This is a genomic window from Acinetobacter sp. SwsAc6, from assembly GCF_013391565.1.
Lineage (GTDB): Bacteria > Pseudomonadota > Gammaproteobacteria > Pseudomonadales > Moraxellaceae > Acinetobacter > Acinetobacter cumulans.
Genome location: NZ_JACAXE010000015.1, coordinates 27,876 through 47,235, shown reverse-complemented (window position 1 = coordinate 47,235; position 19,360 = coordinate 27,876). Strand labels below are relative to the sequence as shown.

Below are 19,360 nucleotides of genomic sequence, written 5' to 3'. Positions count from 1 at the left end.
ATGTAATGGCACTTGGATGTGTCATGGCAATACAAGGGGCATGGGCTGCAACGCAGACCACGCCCTATATTGCAATTCATAGTCAGCCTTTATATGCCAACTTAGCGGCCATGCCGTATGCAAATGCTAAAGCGCCTAAAGGCGGTTATTTAAGTACAGCCAGCAATGGCACATTTGATAATCTTAATAGCATGAATGGTAAAGGGAGCTCTGCAGATGGCGTGAATTATCTATTTGATTCACTCATGAGCAGCTCTTTAGATGAGCCAGGGGTGATGTATCCCTTGCTTGCCACTAGTGCAACCTTTGACCCAAAAAAGACTTCGTATGTCATTTTTAATCTGAATCCTAAGGCTAGGTTTAGTGACGGTTCGACCGTTACTGCTGAGGACGTTAAATTCAGTTTTGATGCTTATCAAACCAAGTCAAATCCAGGTTTACAAATGTACTTGGCAGATTTAGCAAAAACAGAAGTGTTGTCTAAGCATCAAGTCAAAATGAGTTTTAAGTCGGACAACAATGCAGAAATGCCACTGATTTTGTCGCAGTTGCCGATTTACTCCAAAAAAGACTGGGCCAAAAAAGATTTTACCCGCATCAGCATGCAGCCGATTTTAGGCTCAGGGCCTTATGTGTTGGATAAAATTGATGCAGGACGTAGCTTGAGCTATAAGCGCAATCCAAACTATTGGGCTAAAGATTTGCCAGTCAACAAAGGCCGTTATAATTTTGATCGTTTAAAGTATGTGTATTACCGTAATTTAGACATTGCCTTTGAAGGGTTTAAGTCGGGTCAATACACCTTGCATGAAGAGTTCACCGCACGAAAATGGGTGACGGCTTATAATTTTCCAGCAGTTAAAGATGGCATGGTGGTGAAATACCGCTTTAAGCACAATAACCCGATTGCGACACAAAGTTTTGTATTTAATACCCGCCGTAGCCCTTTTCAGGATATTCGCCTGCGGCAGGCTTTAACGTATGCCTATGATTTTGAATGGCAAAATAAGGCGCTGTTTTATGGACAATATACACGTCTGCAAAGTTATTTTAGCAATAGTGAATTAGAAGCCAAAGGTGTGCCGTCAGCAGCTGAAATGGCGGTGCTCAAACCCTTGCTGGCAAAACTTGATCCGATTCAACGTGCTGGCGTATTAAAAAATTGGAAGTATCCAGTTTCGGATGCCAGTGGCTTTAACCGCAATAATTTATTGATTGCGCGTCAGTTGTTACTCAATGCAGGCTATAAATATAAAAATGGCTATCTGCTGGATAAAAAAGGCCAGACCATTCAGATTGAGTTTTTAATTCATCAAGATGGCTTGCAGCGTACGCTGATGCCATTTGTACGCAATATGAAGCGTTTGGGTATACAGGTGAATATCCGTCAAGTAGATGTACCTCAATATATCGAACGTATGCGTAGCAAAGATTTTGATATGACTACGACGGTAATGCCTCAATCTTTAAGCCCAGGCAATGAACAGGCGCAGTTCTGGGGAAGTGCATCGGCGGATCAGCCTGGGAACTACAATTATGCCGGGATTAAAAATCCAGTCATTGATGCTATGGTCGAACAGGTGATTCGAGCGCCAGATCGGTCAGCCTTGGTGACGCGTACGCGGGTTTTAGATCGTTTGCTACGAGCAGGTTATTATCAAATTCCAACTTATGGCAAAGGAGAAAACTGGCTCGCGTATTGGAATATGTATCAGCAGCCTACAGTCAAGCCAAAGTTATCGACAGGTATAGATTACTGGTGGAGTGACGCAGTGCAAGCGCAAAAGGTTGCTAGCTATTTGCGTAAGCAATAAGCCCAAAGTAAAAGGAATAACATCATGGGCACTTATATTTTAAAACGGCTGTTGCTGATTATCCCAACGCTGTTGGCGATTTTACTGATTAACTTTGTGGTGATTCAGATTGCACCCGGTGGACCAGTAGAACAAGCGATTCAACAGGCTGAGTCTTTTCAGGGGATGGGCACGGGCGGTGGTGGAGAAACTGCACAAGACACCAGCAAATACCAAGGTGCTAAAGGCTTAAGTGAAGAGATGGTGCAAAAGATCGAAGCGCAATATGGTTTCGATCAGCCTGCACATATTCGTTTTTGGAATATGCTCAAAGGTTATGCCACTTTAGATTTTGGCACCAGCTTTTTTAAAGATAAGCCTGTGACCCAATTGTTGTGGGAAAAGCTTCCAGTGTCTTTATCTTTGGGGCTGTGGAGCACGTTGTTGATTTATTTGGTGTCTATTCCATTAGGTATTAAAAAAGCGCGTCAGCATGGCTTAGTTTTTGATAAAGCAACATCGCTTTTGTTAGCTGTGGGCTATGCAATTCCTGCTTTTGCTTTCGCAATTCTGCTGATTGTGTTTTTTGCAGGTGGCTCTTATTTTCAATGGTTCCCATTACAGGGCTTGGTTTCGGAAAACTTTGCTGAATTGAGTCTGTTTGGAAAAATTGCAGACTATTTCTGGCACATGACCTTGCCTTTGCTGGCGATGGTGATTGGCGGTTTTGCAGGGCTGACCTATTTGACCAAATATTCATTTATGGAAGAGCTGAATAAACAATATGTGCTGGCAGCGCGCTCTAAAGGCTTAACTGAGTCTCGTGTGCTGTATGGGCATGTGTTCCGTAATGCCATGTTAATTGTGATTGCGGGCTTACCAGAAGCACTCATTGGCATCTTCTTTGTGGGTAATTTATTTATTGAAATTATTTTCAATTTAGATGGACTCGGCTTGCTTGGCTTTGAAGCCATTGTGCAACGAGATTATCCAGTGATTTTTGGTACCTTATTTATTTTCACCTTGTTGGGCTTAATCCTGCGTTTGATTAGTGATGTGCTGTATCAGGTGATTGATCCGCGGATTAACTTTGAATCACGGGGGGCAAAATAATGTCTCCGATTATGCAGGCACGTTTAAAGCGATTTAATGCAAATAAATTAGGTTTTGGCTGTTTTATTCTTTTTGCGATTATTTTTGTGCTGTCATTGGGTGCAGAGCTGATTGCCAATGATAAGCCACTGCTGGTGAAATACGGCAGCAGTTTGTATTTGCCAGCTTTTAAAAGCTATCCAGAAACTGAATTTGGCGGTGTATTTGAAACCGAAGCAGATTATAAAGACCCAGCAGTGCAGCAGCTGATTGAAGAAAAAGGCTGGGCTGTGTGGCCCATCAATCATTTTTCTTATCAAACACCCAACTTAGAACTGGCTGTACCTGTGCCGTCAGCACCGACGTCACAAAATTGGCTTGGTACAGATGACCAAGGCCGTGATGTGCTGGCGCGTATTTTATACGGCCTGCGAGTGTCGCTGCTGTTCGGTTTTGCTTTAACGCTGGCTTCTGCAGTGCTGGGCATTATTGTTGGTGCGGTGCAGGGCTATTACGGTGGCTGGATTGATTTGATTGGACAGCGGATATTAGAAGTGTGGGGTGGTTTGCCAATGCTGTTCATGGTGATGATTTTGGTCAGCATGTTTACCCCAAGCGTGTACTGGTTGTTTGTCATTATGCTGCTATTTGGCTGGACGGCATTGGTCGGATTGGTACGGGCAGAATTTTTACGCGCGCGTAATTTTGATTATGTACGGGCTGCGCGCAGTTTGGGGGTGTCGGACCGAACCATTATTTTTCGGCATATTTTACCTAATGCCATGAGTTCGAGCTTGTCGCAGCTGCCGTTTATGCTCACGGCAAATATTACCGCTTTAACTGCCTTAGATTTTTTGGGTTATGGTTTGCCACCCGATGCAGCTTCTTTAGGTGAGCTACTGTTACAAGGCAAAAATAATTTAAATGCGCCGTGGCTGGCTCTTTCAGGCTTTTTCACCTTGGCGATTGTATTGTCATTATTGATTTATATTGGGGAGGCGGCGCGAGATGCATTCGATCCAAGACGTCAATAAAACACAACAGAACAGCATACTTTCAGTTCAACAGCTGAGCATTCATAACGAAGCACAGCCTTTGGTGCAAAAGCTAAGTTTTGAGCTGGCAGCGGGCGAAACACTGGCCATAGTGGGCGAAAGTGGGTCTGGAAAATCCATTAGCAGTTTGGCTGTATTGGGTTTATTACCGAAAAATTTACAGCTGAGTGGGCAGGCGCTACTGAATGGTCAAAATCTGCTGACTATGCCTCAGCCTCAGTTGCGGTGTATACGTGGTGATAAAATCGCGATGATTTTTCAAGAGCCAATGACTGCCCTGAATCCGCTACACCGAGTAGAAAAAATTATTGGTGAAAGTCTATTGCTACGTGGTTGGTCGAAAGCCAAAACCCGTGAGCGGGTGATTGAACTGCTACATGATGTAGGCATACCAGAACCTGAAGAAAAACTAAAGCGCTATCCACACGAGTTATCTGGTGGTCAGCGTCAACGCGTTATGATTGCCATGGCATTGGCGCTCGATCCGGATATTTTAATTGCCGATGAACCGACGACTGCTTTGGATGTGACACTGCAGGCGCAAATATTAAAGCTACTCAAATCACTGCAGCAAAGTCGTAAAATGGCGATGATTTTAATCAGCCATGATTTAAATTTGGTGCGTCAATATGCGGATCAAGTGATCGTGATGTATCAAGGCCAAGTTGTGGAACAAGGTGCGCTTGAGCAGATTTTTAATGCACCTGCGCAGAATTACACCAAAGATTTGCTGAATCATGATTTTGGTGAGGCCTTAAGGCTAGATCCACAGCCTGCGGTGCTGGAGTTGTCTGATGTTGGGGTGAAATTTCCCATCAAGCAAGGTCTGCTCAATCGGGTAAAAGATTATTTTGTTGCGGTAGAACCATTAAGCATGGCGCTACAACAGGGGCAGTCGATTGGCATTGTGGGGGAAAGTGGTTCGGGTAAAAGCTCGCTGGCTTTGGCAGTTGCACGTTTAATAGATGCAGATGGGCAAATACTGCTACAAGGCCAAGATCTGAATCGGCTGTCGGAAAAGCAACTGCGTCCGTTGCGTAGTGATTTTCAAATTGTATTTCAAGATCCGTTCAGCAGTTTAAATCCACGTTTAAATGTCGAGCAAACCATTGGTGAAGGTTTGTCGCTCAAGCGGATGTCCAAAGCAGAAATACAGCAGCGTATAGATGAAGCTTTGCAAAAAGTAGAGCTACCCGTGTCGTTTAAATTGCGTTATCCGCATGAGCTATCTGGCGGGCAACGACAACGGATTGCCTTGGCACGGGCGTTGGTGTTGCAGCCGAAAGTGTTAATTTTGGATGAGCCGACTTCTGCGCTTGACCGTACTACACAGCGTGCGATTGTGCGATTACTCCGTCGTTTGCAACAGGAATATCAAATGAGCTATTTGTTTATTAGCCATGACTTGCAAGTGGTGAAAGCACTGTGCCAAAAAGTACTGGTACTGCATCATGCCAAAGTGATGGAGTTTCAAGAAACAGCACAGCTCTTTGCACAGCCACAGACGGATTACACCCGTAAATTGATAGAAGCCAGTCAGTATTAATTGAATTAAGCTAATTTGACAATATAAATTGTCTATCTGCTATTGACGCTGAGTAGAATAAGTTTAGAGTAAAAGCACTATTTAAAGAATAATGGAATTTCAAATGAGCCATCTTGCAGAATCGATTCAGATCCGTGGCAGGCAATTCAAGAACCGCATTATTAAGGGGGCGATGAGTGAAGCATTGGCAAATACTCAAGGACAGCCGAATCATTTGCATTTTGGTTTGTATGAAGCTTGGGCCAAAGGCGGATTAGGTTGTGCGATTACCGGTAACGTCATGGTCGATTTACGTGCTAAAAATGAGCCAGGCGTAGTCGGGGTTGAGTCTGAACGTGATTTGGCTTTATTAACCCAATGGGCTGAAGTCGGCAAAAAGCATGGCATGGTGCAATTGGTACAGCTATCACATCCTGGTCGCCAATGCCCTAAGGGTTTAAATAAAGAAACTGTGGCACCTTCGGCAGTGCCATTTAGCCCCATGTTAGCCACAACTTTTGGTACGCCACGTGCTCTACGTGAGGATGAAATTTTAGATATCATCCAGCGCTTTGCTACAGCGGCCGCGGTATGTGAAAAAGCGGGTTTTGAAGGTGTACAGTTGCATGGTGCACATGGTTATCTGATTAGCCAGTTTTTATCGCCTTTAACCAATCAGCGTAATGATCAATGGGGTGGATCAGTAGAAAACCGCATGCGTTTTTTATTGGAAATTTATAAAGCCGTTCGTGCAGCAACATCGGATCAGTTTATTATTGCAGTCAAGCTGAACTCAGCAGATTTCCAGCGTGGTGGCATTACTGAAGAAGACGTGATTACCGTGTTTAAAGCCATTGATGCCGCGGGCATTGATTTGATTGAAGTATCGGGTGGTACTTATGAAGCGCCTGCGATGGCGGGTGCGAAAGAGGATAAACGTAAAGCATCGACGATTGCCCGTGAAGCTTATTTCCTAGACTTTGCCGATAAAATCCGTAAAGAAGTGAAATGCCATTTAATGGTAACAGGCGGTTTCCGTACCGTTGAAGGCATGAATGCGGCGCTGGACAGTGGTGCATGTGAGTTTGTGGGCATTGCGCGTCCCTTTGCAGTAGAAACGGCATTGGCAGATCGACTGATTGCTGGGCAAGATGTACGCTATGGCGTAGACAAAATTAAAACAGGTATTCCAATGGTCGATAAAATGGCGATTATGGAAATTATCTGGTATGCCGCGCAATTTAAAGCCATTGGTGAAGGCAAGCAGCCAAATCCAAAACTGTCACCGTTAAAAGTCTTCTTTAAATATTTAAAAGGCAATTTAACTGCGGTGATTAAAGGTCGTGTAAATTCACGTAAATCGGCTTAATCTTAAATTTGTTTTTTTTAAAATTGAAAATCAGCGTGTCAGTGGAATGACATGAACAGTGTAAAGCTTACTGTGTGATTTGCCAATAGCGCTGAAATTCTTCAGCAGACCAGTGTCCTTTCTGTAAAGCAGTTTGGAATGCGGGTCTGCTTTTTATTTGTTTTAAATATTGGGCGAGTGCTGGATAGTCGCTAAATTTTGCATGCGCAAATTCACAGGCCAGTAATGGAAACCATAGTAAAATATCAGCACTGCTGAATTTATCTCCAGCCAGCCAGGTGTGCTGCATGAAATGGCGATTCAGCATTTGTAGTTGTTGATCCAGCTCAGGGTTTAAATAAGCACGGTTAAAGGCAACTTTAAAGGCAAGGCTAATAAAGCGAACTGGCCAAGGCGTTTGTTGTGCGATTTGCGCAAAGACCTGTTTTAACGCCAAGTTAGGCATGAAGCTGGCATCGGCAAAGTTTTTATAAAAGCAATAATGCCAATAATCTTGATCTGATGGCAAAACCACAAGTTTTTGTTTGAGCTGGCAGAGGTATTCCGCAATGGCACTACTTTCGCTTAGTTGCTGTATTTTCCCATGCTGTTCAATCTGCACAGTTGGAAATTTCATCTTGGCTTGATGTGCATTTTGATCACAAATATTCAGTTCATAATTTAGGTTTAATTCTTCTAATAGCCAAACAATGCGTTGGGAACGGGAATTGGGTAAATGAAATAATGTGATCTGCATCATTTTTATATGGGTGTGAAATAAAGCACTTTGAGTATTTTTATCTTATGCTGTATGGCCAGCGGATGGCAATTTTTTATAAATGCTTTGGCAATAAAAAAGCCCAAGTCGTAATGCTTGAGCTTTTTGATAAGATGTTGCCATCTTGAATATGGCGTCCCTACGGGGATTCGAACCCCGGTTACCGCCGTGAAAGGGCGATGTCCTAGGCCTCTAGACGATAGGGACAGTACAGAAAGCAAATTTTAAAACCGTTAATTAAAGTCTAAGTTTTTAGACTAAATAATGGCGTCCCTACGGGGATTCGAACCCCGGTTACCGCCGTGAAAGGGCGATGTCCTAGGCCTCTAGACGATAGGGACTTAATAAAATGTACTTCTGAAAATTGGCGTCCCTACGGGGATTCGAACCCCGGTTACCGCCGTGAAAGGGCGATGTCCTAGGCCTCTAGACGATAGGGACGTTTCAGAGGTGGGCGTATAATAGGGTGAAAACAGGGGGGTGTCAAACGCATTTGAAGAAATAATTTCAGTTTTATGTGCTGAGTGCATAAATTTAAAACAATCTTGTAAGAATATGGGAAAAATACATTGTTTTGGGTTAATTTGTGAGCGAATTTAGGATGGCATGAATTACTTCTGGATGCTGTAAATAGCCAGCAATATCGTGTGGGTGTTCAATAGATGTACGAATCTCACGATTTAAAATAGAGGGGCTGAAATCAAAAGGTGATTTTTGTAGTGCTAAAGCTGCTAAAAAATCATCATGCGAATAAAAGTTAATCCAATCTCCTTTGAGTGAAGTAGGTCGCTGAATGGGTTGAGGTAAACGCTTTTGAATGGTTTGAAATGCAAGCGGGCAGCCTAAAGTAATCAAACTGCGGATGTTCATTTCTGGGTGTTCGAGCAGGTAGTGATAGGCAATAACGGAACCCAATGAATGCGCGACAATAATATTCGGTTTGCTGTCATGCAGTTGCTGATGAATGCGCAAATGTACAGCATGCATAAAATGACTATTGGATAAGTATAAATCTGTTTCAACTAAAAACTTATGCAAGAGTGTGGTGTGTAGTTTAGGAAAATCATTCATCCATAGTGCAAAGTGATGTAAGGCATAATCTTTGCTGAGCGCACTAAATTGATGAAACTTTGTGTGAAAATTTGGCTGTGGCTGTGGCTGTGGCTGTGGCTGTGGCTGTTTGGGTTGAATAATTGGTTGTAATGGTGTTTTGATTGTAGACGTTGCTGTGTTTGGTTTCTTTTGTCCATACGTATTGAGATGTAAAAAGGGAAGATGTGGCCAGGTTTGAGGCAGAAGTGTGCTGGCACTAAGTACATTACTGAGATGATAACGTGAGAGTAAATCACCATAAAATGGCATGCGAAAATGTCGTTTTAAGTAGGTGAATGCAACCTGTTGCGGTGTTTGATTGAGTGCTTGTTCAAGCAAGCTGAGCCAGCGCTTTTCAATCGATTGCGCTGTTTCATGCTGCTGGTTCATCCCGTGAATAAAAATAATATTCATCAGTCATTCTCAAGGATATGAGTGCTATTTTAGTTTTAGTATAGATAAAAAAAGAGCAGCCTAGGCTACTCTAATTTGCTGCTGAATTGTCAGCAAGAATGATACTTACTGTGCATTTTTATTGTGATAAAACGCATAGTAGCTTGCATAACATGCAGCAATAAATGCCAAACAGCCAAAGAAGCTGATGCGCATCGTTGGATCAAACACCATACTGATACAAGTGATGAAGCAGAAAATAAAACCGAGAATCGGCACGATTGGGAACAACGGTGCGGCAAAACCAAGCTCTGATTTGGTATGACCATCTTTATACCATTGGCGGCGGAAGTTGAACTGACTTAAGCAGATACTCATCCATACAACCACCATGGTAAATGCAGCAATACCCAGTAAGTTGGTGAAAATTTCTTCAGGTGCAAATTGCTCAGAGAGCAAGCCAGGCATACCACCAATCATGGTCACAATAACCGCGACGTAAGGGATGCCACGTGAATTCACTTTCGAAAATACAGCGGGCAATTGCTTATTATAAGACAGCGACCACATCATACGAGAGGCTGCAAATAAGCCAGAATTGGCTGCTGACAATAGCGCAGTGATAATCACAAAGCGGATAACGTCTTCAGCATATGGAATACCAATATGCTGGAATACGGTTACAAACGGTGAGCTACTCACTCCATTGTTGCCTAGACCGGCTTCTTGGTGTGGCAATAGGCAGGTAACGACTACAATGGTACCCACAAAGAAAATTAACAAGCGGAAAATTGCTGTGTTAATGGCTTTAGGTACGTTTTTAGCAGGGTCTTTGGTTTCACCAGCAGCAACACCAATCAATTCTGTACCAGAGAATGCGAAGTTCACAATTAACATGGTGGTAAAGATTGGGAAAAGTCCTTCTGGGAACCAGCCTTGAGCAGTTAGGTTATTAAACAGTGGTGCTGTTTCTTGACCTTGGTAGCCAAGCACACCAAAAATAGCCAATAAACCAAGCAAAATAAACGCCACAACCGTAACGACTTTAATTAAAGCGAGCCAGAATTCAGATTCTGCAAACCATTTGGTCGAAATCATATTTAAGGTAAATACAAATGCGCCAAAGATCAGTGTCCACATCCACATGGAACTGTCTGGGAACCATTCCTGCATGAGCAATGCCGCTGCAGTAAATTCTGTTCCAAGCGTGACTGACCACGTGAGCCAGTATAACCATGTGATGGTATAACCCGTGCCTGGTCCAATATAGCGTTTGGCATAAGCACCAAATGAGCCAGACTCAGGCATGTGTACAGCCAGCTCGCCTAAGCAGAGCATGACCATATAGGCGATAATACCGCCTAAAAAGTAAGAGATGATGGCACCTACAGGCCCCGTTTGTGCAATGACTTCACCCGACCCTAAAAATAGGCCTGTTCCGATTGCGCCACCAAGCGAAATCATGACCAGATGTCGAGTACTCATAGCGCGTTTTAAAGGCGCAGAATTGCCCTGATGCGAAGCATCATTCGGAGATGAGTGCATAGGAAAAGATTAAAATATCAAGAGAATGAAGCGAGCTATTGTAGTGAAAAATTGTAAATCTGCAACGAAATAATAGTAATTTTGAATAAGTGCTGATCAGGTGCGATCAAGATATGGCGTCCCTACGGGGATTCGAACCCCGGTTACCGCCGTGAAAGGGCGATGTCCTAGGCCTCTAGACGATAGGGACGTTGCGAGGTGATGCGTATAATAGGGAGTTTTTAAAAAGCTGTCAAACTGGAATTGCGGTAATTTTTAAAATATTGAATTGTTTGATTAAAAAATGAAGGGTATTGAAAAGAATAAGAAAATATTGGCGATAAAAAACGCAGTGAGAACACTGCGTTTAAGTCAAAACCAATCCATTGAGGTATTAATGCTTAATTTTTGTTGTGATATAACCAATAATAACTTGCATAACAGGCAGCCATAAACAGTAGACAGCCAATAAAGCCTGAAAGCATTTCAGGGTCGGCAGCCATACTTAAACCTGTTGCGGTACAGCACACAAAACCAAGGATGGGTACTAAAGGGAACCAAGGCGTTTGAAATTTAAGCTCAGCAACGCTATGACCTTGCTTTAACCACTGGCGGCGGAAGTTAAATTGACTCCAGCAAATACTCATCCACACAATCACCATTGTAAAGGCTGCAACACCCATCAAGTTTTTAAAGATGACATCGGCACCAAATTGCTCGGAAAGTAAACCCGGTAAGCCACCAATCATCGTTACCCAAATGGCAACAACGGGCACACCAGCTTTATTCACTTTGGCAAATACACGAGGCAGTTGCTTTTGAGCGGAAAGTGCCCACATCATACGTGAAGCCGCGTATAAACCTGAGTTAGCCGTAGAAAGCAGTGCGGTAATAATCACGAAGCGAATAATGTCTTCAGCATAAGGAATGCCCATGTGCTGGAACACAGATACAAAAGGACTGCTACTTAAGCCACCATGACCGCCAACGTTTAAGCCTGCATCGGTATAGGTAAGTAATGAGCTAATAACGATAATGGTACCCACAAAGAAAATAATCAAACGCCATACTGCAGCATGAATCGCCTTGGGTACGTTCTTTTCAGGGTTCTCGGTTTCGCCTGCAGCAATACCAATCATTTCTGTACCATTAAAGGCAAAGTTCACAATCAGTAATGTGGCAAAGAGTGGAAATAAACCATTCGGTAGCCAGCCATGCTCCGTTAAGTTGTTAAACATAGGAGCTGAGCTATAACCATCAAATGGAATAAAGCCAAAAATACATGAAAAGCCCAGTAAGATGAACACCAGTACAGTGGCAACTTTGACCATTGAAAGCCAAAATTCAGACTCTGCAAAAGCACGTGTTGAGCTTAGATTAGAAATGAGCACGCCCGCTGCGAAGATGAGCGTCCAAAGCCAAATGGAGGTTTGTGGAAACCATTCCTGCACCAATATCGCGGCTGCGGTAAATTCTGTACCTAAGGTTGCTGACCAGCCCAGCCAGTACATCCATGAGACCATGTAACCTGTACCTGGGCCAATATAGTTTGTTGCAAATGCACCAAATGAACCTGATACAGGAAGGTGTACGGCCAATTCACCTAAGCACAGCATTACCATGTAGGCAATCAGACCACCAATAATGTAGGCCAATACAGCGCCTAAAGGACCAGCTTGTGAAATTACTTCACCAGAACCCATAAACAAGCCAGTACCAATAGCGCCACCAAGTGAAAGCATAATGAGATGGCGAGTGGTCATCGCGCGTTTTAAGGTGGGTGAATCCCCACTTGCAGGAGTCTGCGAAGAATCAGAAGGAGTTGTCATACAATAACTTAGATTTGAAAAATATATTTTATATTTTCATTGTGTGAAAAATCATATATATCGTTATTTTCAAATAAAAGCCGTAAATAGATTTATAAAATAGATACATTTGCAGCCGTTGATTTGGCTGCAAGAAAGACAATCAGAATTAAATTTAGTGCTGATCTTGAGGATGAGAAACTTGCTGTTCGGACGAATTTGTTGCAGGTTGTTGGCTGTTGTTGGAAACAACAAATAAATACAAAGCCGCTGGAAATAAAATAAGCAGAACCAATAAAATTTTCTTAAGCATGTTGAGTACAATTAAATATCTTAGCGAAATTATAAATCAAAATGCGATGACTGTAAGTGTGAAAGTCGCTTTCATACTTACAGTGTTATAGCAGGTTTAATTTTGCTTCTTTTCTTGTAGAAACTGGTAGAGTTCAGGGTGTTTGCTTGCAAAATTACGTTCTTCTATCAGGGTATATGTCTTTGCATTAGGATGAATACCCGCTTGCATTAATTTTTTCACGAGGCTGATTGATGGATTGCGGCCTTGAATGTTGCTGTTAATTAAATTGTCGCTATTGCCTGCATAACCAATGCCAATACTGAGCAGGTAGTCTGAAACCTCTTCAAGCCCCCATGCAATGGCATTGGACTGCAAATTAAATTTTTCCTCATAAGGACCTAATTTATACATGCCTTCGCTTTGAAAAAGGTCTTCAGCTTGTAAAAACTTGAGCTTATGAATCATTTCGGCTTGATCGACTTGGCCTTTGGTATCTTTTAATTGGCTGTTAATTATTCTAAAAGAGAGTTGGCCACTTAAGGGCTTGCAGTTGGCTACAAATAAGCGCTTAGTTTGCTCGACAGTCGTACCCGTTAATGCCAATTCACAGAGTTTCTTTTTTTCATCATCAGGCATTTTACTTTTGGCAATGGTGCCATTTTCAAAGTCACGAACAATGGCCTCCCAGCCGTAGGTATAAGCTACTTTGTAGTAATGTGTTGCTTCCTCGCTCATTTTTTTTGCTTTTCCAGAGGGGGCTGCTGACTGCTGCGCTGAATCATTTGAGTGATTTTCAGTTTGATCTGAAGTATCTGCTGTTATGGATTCACGTTGCGTCGTGCCAACTTTAGAAATTTGGTCTGGGGTCGTGTACGTATTTGAATCTGGTCGAAAGAAGTAAACGATCAGGCTGATACCGAATATGCAAATTCCGAGCAGTAGAATAATTTTTTTCATTTTTTTGTCTGTTTTAAAATGAATCAAGCGCGTTTTGAGGCGCGCTTGATAGGGGGAATTAGAATTTATACGTCACGTCAGCAATAAAACGGCGCCCTTCTTCAGAATAAAGTTTGCCATCATCTTTCACGTTTTTATTTTGTTTGTTTAAAACATTCGAAACCGTTAAGCCGAAGGTCATGCTTTGCTGCGGGGTAATTTTCCAGTCATAGGTCGCGCGGGCATCCCAAGTAAATTTGCTGGCAAAATCTTCTTCTTCCATAACTGAGATATCTGAACCATCCCACGATACTTTATCACCCGTTGCGACGTAGTTTGTTGAAGCAGAACGGAAGTTTAAAAAGTTATGCAGGGTAAACGGTAGCGCTGTCCCTTTCATTTCCCAGTTTAAACGCGCTGTAAATGGTGCATCTTTCACTGGAAGCTGACTTTTTGGAATAATTGAGCCGTTTAAAGACACATAGGCATTACGCGAGTCAGTATCCATATCTTTATATGAACCGCGTGTGGTTTCATTTTCAATATAGCTTAAGCCGAGCGCAAGTTTGTGCTGTGTCTGGCCAATGTCCCACGGGTTAGTGTTGCTGATTGTAAATGTATAGGTATCGGCTTGACCGCCGTCAACATTGGCATAAGTACGATAGTCTAAAGCTTGCGTGCCAGCCGCTGTGGTTTTGTAGATACGGGTTTCTTCAATTCGGTCTTTAAATTGGCGGTTTACCCATTTTAGATTTAAATCTAAATTGTTAATTTGACTACTCACTGCAAACACTTTTTCATCGCTATACGGTGTTTTGACATCCGTTGCGCGAACAGCGGTAGCTTGCGAGCTTGGATAGGTGGTCACCCAGCCATAATTATTGCTTTCGTCCCAATTTGAGTCATAACTTGCAGAGCGGGATAAACTCGCATAAGTCGTGTAGGTTTTTTCATCGAGCTCAGTCATGAGGAAGACATTGCCGTAGTAACGGTTAAAGCCCGCTGTAAATTTAAGCGTATCGTTTGAAAATGGTAGGTATTCGAAAGTCGAGCGTGGTGCAATGTTGAGATTTGATCCCAAAGAATCATAATCTGCACGTAAACCTAAACGTGCTCGGAAGTTCTGCCAGCTCATGTTGTCTTCAGCAAAAACATGCCACTGGTCTTGGCGGGCAGTAAATTTACCTGCATTGTAAAATGTACCTGAGCGTGAGTACTGACCTGTCCAAGATTCCCAAGGCTTGGTTGAGCTTGGGCGGTACTGTAAATCGGCTTCATCACATTGAGCATCGCCAACTGCACAAGATGCCGTACCTAAATTTGCACGTGTGGTGTATAAAGCCATCGTGTCAGGGCGTTCCCATGAGCCTTCATTATGCTGATAGCCTGCGCCAGTTTTAAAACGATGCGTGGTATTGGCCAATTTAATCGGATCGAAAATGGCTTTTAAGTCATAAGACAGGGTTGATTGCTGGTTAATAATATTGCCACCAAAACCGCCTTCAGTCAGAGTGTCACCATCTTTTGATCCTGGTACCCAATCTTTTGAACCCGCTGCATAGTTCCACGAGGTCGAACTATTGCTTTTTAAGCGTCGGTCTAGCTCAGTCGTGCGATAGTTTAGGTTTTGTTCGAGCTGTAAGGCATTGAATTTATTCTTGGTATTAAAAAATAAAGTGTCGGTAATGGTATCAATTGTATAGTCGGAGTTGATCTTATTTTTATAATAGCCTTCTTTGTCGTATTCGTAGTGTTCAACACCAAATTGATAAGCTTGCTGATCATCAGGATTAAAATAAGCTGTGAATCCAGCATTGTTATTCACTTCTTGGGTTTTAATCTTGTCGTTTTCACCCAAACCACTCATGACAGGAATACGTGAACCACGTGTTGCACCAAAGGCGTTAAATCCCCAAGCTTCATTGAAGCGTCCGTAGACATTGGCGCTGATACCTTGTGTGGTGTATTCCTTATGATGTTCCGTATCTTGATCTTCAAAAGCTGCTTCTTCTGCATCATTGACATAATTAAAGCGGGACCAAGCAGAATTAGTGTAGTCATAGCTGATAGAGCCATGCAATTTGCCAATTTCAGATTTAGGCGTACAGGTTTTGGCAGAAATTACACCACCCTGAAAATCGCCATGCTCAGCGCTGGCATTACTATCAATGACCTCAAGTTCACAAATTAAGTCTGTATTGATGTTGGCGGTTTGAGCATTGCTCGGAGCGCCATAATAATTTGAATCTGCGCTTTCACCAACGGGGTCAAAGGTGTTTGATGTATTGACGCCGTTTACCGTAAATTTATTGGCAAAGTTTGGTGCACCATTAATTGAGATTTTTTCTGGTGCAAGAGAGGCTTGATTACCACTACTATAAGCTTCGCGGTCAAACTGAACATTGGTGTGAGTCTTTAAAAAGTCACTGATACTTTTTTTGCCATTCGGCATCTCTTTAAGCTGTTCTTGATTGTATTTTGCTGTACCGACTTCTTTATGTTGATCTGCTTCAACTACAATCGTATTCATTTGAATTTCGATTGGAGAGGGACTAGTTTCCGCCGAAAATACCTGTGCAGATGGAAGTGCAATAAACATAGCAACATAGAGGGAAGAGTGACAAAAGCGCATAGAGAGTGACGGTGTGAAACGTAATGCAAGCGATTATCATTAACTTAATGAAATTAATCAATAAGAATGAGAATTATTTTCAATTCAAGAAAGCGATTTTATTAAAATAAAAAACCAATCAATAGATTGATCGGTGTGAATTTAATTAGAGATTTTACAGAGAATAGATATGGCGTCCCTACGGGGATTCGAACCCCGGTTACCGCCGTGAAAGGGCGATGTCCTAGGCCTCTAGACGATAGGGACGTTGCGAGGTAGAGCGAATATTAGAGATGTTTCCGATGAAAGTCAAAATAATTTCTTTATTATTCAATGCAATTGCTTTTTTCTTGAACATTTCTAAGTTGATGATTCAATAAATACTGTAGGCCTCTTTCATTAATAATTTAAGTACCACTAAATGATCATTTTTTGATTTTTAAAAGAACGCTCGTATTACATGGTTTGGAATTGGCTAAAGGTAGATATTTACCTAAATATGAAAAGAGATGAAGAATATGGAGTGATTCTTCATCTTAAGGATTTTAGAATTTAAAGGTTACGTCTGCGACCACTTGGCGTCCAATTTCTGAATACAATTTAGAGCCTGCAACATATAAATTATTTCGGTTGGTCAAGTTGTTTATGGTCAGACCGAAAATAGCTGAGTGGTCTTTATTAATCTTGTGCTCATAGGTGGTACGCATATCCCAGCTAAAACGAGGTTTCACATCTTGAAGCACATACGTATCCAGTTTAACGCCTTCATGAATCACTTTGTCATTTGAGCTGAGCACTTGCTCAAAGCTGTCTTTATAACTGAAGAAGTTAGAAATCGTGAGCGGGAGATGGTCAAAATGCATATCCCATTTTATACGTGCAGTAATGGGCTGATTAAAGTTTGATGCTGGACGGTCGGAATAATGAATAATTTTTCCATTATAAGAAACCAATTCTTCCATGTCTGCTTCATTATAGTCTTCCGTATAATCCGGTGTACCGCGGAAAGTTTGGCTGTAATTTATGGCTAAGCCTAAGTTATGATGAGTTCCTTTAACTTGAAGTGGTTCAAGGGTATCTATGCCCAAAGTTACGGTATTGTTCTTTCCGTAGCCATTGTTACCAAATTCAAATGATCGATTGAATCCACCACCCACTGAAATGCTACTTCGGTTACGCGAGATTTCGTCTTTATACTGGCGATTCACCCATTTTAACGCGATATTGGTGTTTTTATATTGGCTAGCGACACCTAAAATAAATTCATCTGCATAAGGTGTTTTTAAGTCAGATTTGCGGGTAGCACTCACATTATAGTTTTGCTGTTCAGTCCACGCGGCATTTTGATCCTCACGTGAGATTTTAAAGTCTAAGCCCATTAATGCTTGACGTAAATCGGTGATGTAGGTGGGTGCACTATAGTAACGATTCCAACCAGTAGTCAGCTCTAGGGTTGGATTGTAAAAGGGTTGATAACTAAATCGAGTTCGTGGCGCAATATTTAAATTATTATTTGACTGGTCATAATCGGCGCGGACGCCAAAGCGCGCTTTAAGCTTATTCCAGTGAATATCATCTTCAGCAAATAAGTAGGCTTGCTGGTATGTACCTTGGAATGTACCTGCTTTATAAAGCGATCCACTACCAAAATATTGGCCATTATAAATTGTAGGTACTTTAGCATTGATAAATGTGCTTGTTGTTGCCTCATCACAAAATAAATCATCAGCTTGGCATTGGCCACCATCGAGATCATATAGATTTTTAGCCACGCCTGAGGTCACGCCGTAAAAGGTCATGTAGTCTTTGGTACGCTCCCATTTAACGTCATTGCGGTTGTAGCCTAAACCGGCACTGATGTGATGCGCAGTTGAAGCAAAATTGATGACATTAAAGATACTTTCTAATTCATAGTTGAAGCTATGTTGGGCTAAATCAATACTTGCATTCGATGAACCTTCCATAGCTTTTGAGCTCGGATCAGACCAATTTTTGGAGTCAGGCGCGTATAGCCAATTGATACCGTAGTTTTTGTCAGCCAGTCTCGAATTATCAATTTGCTGATAATTAATTTTTTGAGTGACCTTGGCCAGATCATATATTTTACTGTGCTGCGCGAAAATTAAAGCAGATTCGTTATGGGTATTATGGTGAGAATTGATGCGTTTTTCTGCGTAGCCATTACTTTCTGAATTACCCAAAGTCAGACCAAATTTCATTGAAGTGAAAGGGTCAGGATCATAGAAAAAAGTCCCGCCTAAATTTTGATTTATCTTCTTTTGATCAATCATTTTCGGGCTGTCTAAACCACTGAGCACATTAATATTTGATTGTCGGTGCGAGGCAAATAAATTAATGCCACTATGTTCTGAGAGCTTGCTGTAAATATTGGTACTTAAACCTTGGCGGGTATATTGTTTTTGGTTTTCTTGTGAAGACTCGCCATCAAACAGGCCTTTATCTGCATCTGTTTTTAGGTGATAGGAAACCCAGTCACTACTGGTATAGTCATAAGAAATACTGCCATGAATTTTGCCAATTTCAGAGGTTGGTGCACAGGTGTCTGCTGAAATGACGCCACCCGTAAATCCACCATGCTTGGCGCTGATATTGCTGTCGAGTAACTCCAAATTACACAGTAAGTCCGTATTAAGTGCAACGCCTTGAGAGCCTGCGTCAATACCGCCATAGATACTTGTCCCTGCACCGACTGGATCTAAAATATTGGTATTGCTCACCCCATTAATCATAAATTTATTTTGAAATGATTGTGCGCCGTGAATTGAAATTTCGCTGGGTTTTAAATTGGCTTGTGTGCCTGCAGCTAAATGATTATTACTAAATTGAACATTTGGATTCACTTTTAAAAAATCTGTAATGCTTTTTGAGCTGTTGGCTGTGCGTTGAAGATCTTGCTGGTTATACGTGCTTCTTCCAATCTCGGGTGCCGCTTTGGCCTTTACCACGATGGTGGTGAATTTTAAATATTCATCATCTGAAGGAATTGGACTTTCTAGATTTGTTTCAGCCCAAAGATTTGAGCTGAGGATGCTACATACAGCGAGCGTTAAAGTAGAAGGAGCAAATCGCATAATAAAATTTAGTAATTG

Annotated in this window: 13 protein-coding genes and 5 tRNA genes; 5 read left to right on the top strand and 13 right to left on the bottom strand. The window is 42.0% G+C overall.

Translation table 11 applies throughout. The features are described from left to right. The first annotated feature begins 5 nt into the window (after nucleotides 1–5). The 5 genes from HYG93_RS11240 to HYG93_RS11220 all read left to right on the top strand — a co-directional run bounded on the left by HYG93_RS11240 (nucleotide 6) and on the right by HYG93_RS11220 (nucleotide 6,834). A complete protein-coding gene (locus tag HYG93_RS11240; RefSeq protein ID WP_106985871.1) occupies nucleotides 6–1,814 on the top strand; it encodes an extracellular solute-binding protein in 1,809 nt (602 codons plus the stop codon). A 24-nt stretch (nucleotides 1,815–1,838) separates the two neighbouring features. Continuing rightward, on the top strand, nucleotides 1,839–2,906 hold the full coding sequence (locus HYG93_RS11235) for a microcin C ABC transporter permease YejB (RefSeq protein WP_106985843.1): 1,068 nt from the start codon (nucleotides 1,839–1,841) through the stop codon (nucleotides 2,904–2,906). Further along, a complete protein-coding gene (locus HYG93_RS11230; protein ID WP_178962483.1) occupies nucleotides 2,906–3,919 on the top strand; it encodes an ABC transporter permease in 1,014 nt (337 codons plus the stop codon). Before HYG93_RS11235 ends, HYG93_RS11230 begins: the two co-directional genes overlap by 1 nt. Continuing rightward, on the top strand, nucleotides 3,894–5,486 hold the full coding sequence (locus HYG93_RS11225; protein ID WP_117007968.1) for an ABC transporter ATP-binding protein: 1,593 nt from the start codon (nucleotides 3,894–3,896) through the stop codon (nucleotides 5,484–5,486). Before HYG93_RS11230 ends, HYG93_RS11225 begins: the two co-directional genes overlap by 26 nt. Before the next feature lie 103 nt (nucleotides 5,487–5,589). Further along, a complete protein-coding gene (locus tag HYG93_RS11220) occupies nucleotides 5,590–6,834 on the top strand; it encodes an NADH:flavin oxidoreductase/NADH oxidase family protein (protein WP_178962482.1) in 1,245 nt (414 codons plus the stop codon). 67 nt (nucleotides 6,835–6,901) lie between these two features. On the opposite strand, the gene HYG93_RS11215 is transcribed toward HYG93_RS11220, so the two are convergent. From HYG93_RS11215 to HYG93_RS11155, 13 genes are all read right to left on the bottom strand, one after another. After that, a complete protein-coding gene (locus HYG93_RS11215) occupies nucleotides 6,902–7,570 on the bottom strand; it encodes a glutathione S-transferase (protein WP_178962490.1) in 669 nt (222 codons plus the stop codon). Nucleotides 7,571–7,722: 152 nt separating this feature from the next. Further along, nucleotides 7,723–7,798 (bottom strand) — tRNA-Glu (locus HYG93_RS11210). Between the two features lie 58 nt (nucleotides 7,799–7,856). After that, nucleotides 7,857–7,932: transfer RNA gene (locus HYG93_RS11205), tRNA-Glu, on the bottom strand. Between the two features lie 24 nt (nucleotides 7,933–7,956). Further along, a tRNA-Glu gene (locus tag HYG93_RS11200) sits at nucleotides 7,957–8,032 on the bottom strand. A 138-nt stretch (nucleotides 8,033–8,170) separates the two neighbouring features. Beyond that, a complete protein-coding gene (locus HYG93_RS11195) occupies nucleotides 8,171–9,097 on the bottom strand; it encodes an alpha/beta fold hydrolase (RefSeq protein ID WP_178962481.1) in 927 nt (308 codons plus the stop codon). A gap of 105 nt (nucleotides 9,098–9,202) precedes the next feature. After that, entirely contained in the window at nucleotides 9,203–10,621 is a 1,419-nt protein-coding gene (locus HYG93_RS11190) for an amino acid permease (protein WP_120364741.1), read from the bottom strand. 114 nt (nucleotides 10,622–10,735) lie between these two features. Beyond that, nucleotides 10,736–10,811, bottom strand: a tRNA-Glu gene (locus HYG93_RS11185). Nucleotides 10,812–11,001: 190 nt separating this feature from the next. Further along, nucleotides 11,002–12,429, bottom strand: coding sequence for an amino acid permease (locus HYG93_RS11180; RefSeq protein WP_178962480.1), 1,428 nt, complete (start codon nucleotides 12,427–12,429; stop codon nucleotides 11,002–11,004). Between the two features lie 154 nt (nucleotides 12,430–12,583). Beyond that, nucleotides 12,584–12,721, bottom strand: a complete 138-nt coding sequence (locus HYG93_RS11175; protein ID WP_165382509.1) for a hypothetical protein — start codon at nucleotides 12,719–12,721, stop codon at nucleotides 12,584–12,586. 96 nt (nucleotides 12,722–12,817) lie between these two features. Next, nucleotides 12,818–13,660 (bottom strand): hypothetical protein, encoded by an 843-nt coding sequence (locus tag HYG93_RS11170; protein ID WP_178962479.1) that lies wholly within the window; start codon nucleotides 13,658–13,660, stop codon nucleotides 12,818–12,820. Nucleotides 13,661–13,718: 58 nt separating this feature from the next. Next, nucleotides 13,719–16,169 (bottom strand): TonB-dependent receptor plug domain-containing protein, encoded by a 2,451-nt coding sequence (locus HYG93_RS11165; protein ID WP_178962478.1) that lies wholly within the window; start codon nucleotides 16,167–16,169, stop codon nucleotides 13,719–13,721. Nucleotides 16,170–16,441: 272 nt separating this feature from the next. Next, nucleotides 16,442–16,517, bottom strand: a tRNA-Glu gene (locus HYG93_RS11160). A 278-nt stretch (nucleotides 16,518–16,795) separates the two neighbouring features. Then, entirely contained in the window at nucleotides 16,796–19,342 is a 2,547-nt protein-coding gene (locus tag HYG93_RS11155; RefSeq protein WP_120365005.1) for a TonB-dependent receptor, read from the bottom strand. Between the last annotated feature and the right edge of the window lie 18 nt (nucleotides 19,343–19,360).

Excerpts from the sequence above, each read along its gene's own strand:
- HYG93_RS11170 (WP_178962479.1), bottom strand. The coding sequence starts at position 13,660 with ATGAAAAAAATTATTCTACTGCTCGGAATTTGCATATTCGGTATCAGC.
- HYG93_RS11155 (WP_120365005.1), bottom strand. The coding sequence starts at position 19,342 with ATGCGATTTGCTCCTTCTACTTTAACGCTCGCTGTATGTAGCATCCTC.
- HYG93_RS11175 (WP_165382509.1), bottom strand. The coding sequence starts at position 12,721 with ATGCTTAAGAAAATTTTATTGGTTCTGCTTATTTTATTTCCAGCGGCT.
- HYG93_RS11165 (WP_178962478.1), bottom strand. The coding sequence starts at position 16,169 with ATGAATACGATTGTAGTTGAAGCAGATCAACATAAAGAAGTCGGTACA.
- HYG93_RS11180 (WP_178962480.1), bottom strand. The coding sequence starts at position 12,429 with ATGACAACTCCTTCTGATTCTTCGCAGACTCCTGCAAGTGGGGATTCA.
- HYG93_RS11190 (WP_120364741.1), bottom strand. The coding sequence starts at position 10,621 with ATGCACTCATCTCCGAATGATGCTTCGCATCAGGGCAATTCTGCGCCT.
- HYG93_RS11230 (WP_178962483.1), top strand. The coding sequence starts at position 2,906 with ATGTCTCCGATTATGCAGGCACGTTTAAAGCGATTTAATGCAAATAAA.
- HYG93_RS11195 (WP_178962481.1), bottom strand. The coding sequence starts at position 9,097 with ATGAATATTATTTTTATTCACGGGATGAACCAGCAGCATGAAACAGCG.
- HYG93_RS11225 (WP_117007968.1), top strand. The coding sequence starts at position 3,894 with ATGCATTCGATCCAAGACGTCAATAAAACACAACAGAACAGCATACTT.
- HYG93_RS11220 (WP_178962482.1), top strand. The coding sequence starts at position 5,590 with ATGAGCCATCTTGCAGAATCGATTCAGATCCGTGGCAGGCAATTCAAG.
- HYG93_RS11240 (WP_106985871.1), top strand. The coding sequence starts at position 6 with ATGGCACTTGGATGTGTCATGGCAATACAAGGGGCATGGGCTGCAACG.
- HYG93_RS11215 (WP_178962490.1), bottom strand. The coding sequence starts at position 7,570 with ATGCAGATCACATTATTTCATTTACCCAATTCCCGTTCCCAACGCATT.
- HYG93_RS11235 (WP_106985843.1), top strand. The coding sequence starts at position 1,839 with ATGGGCACTTATATTTTAAAACGGCTGTTGCTGATTATCCCAACGCTG.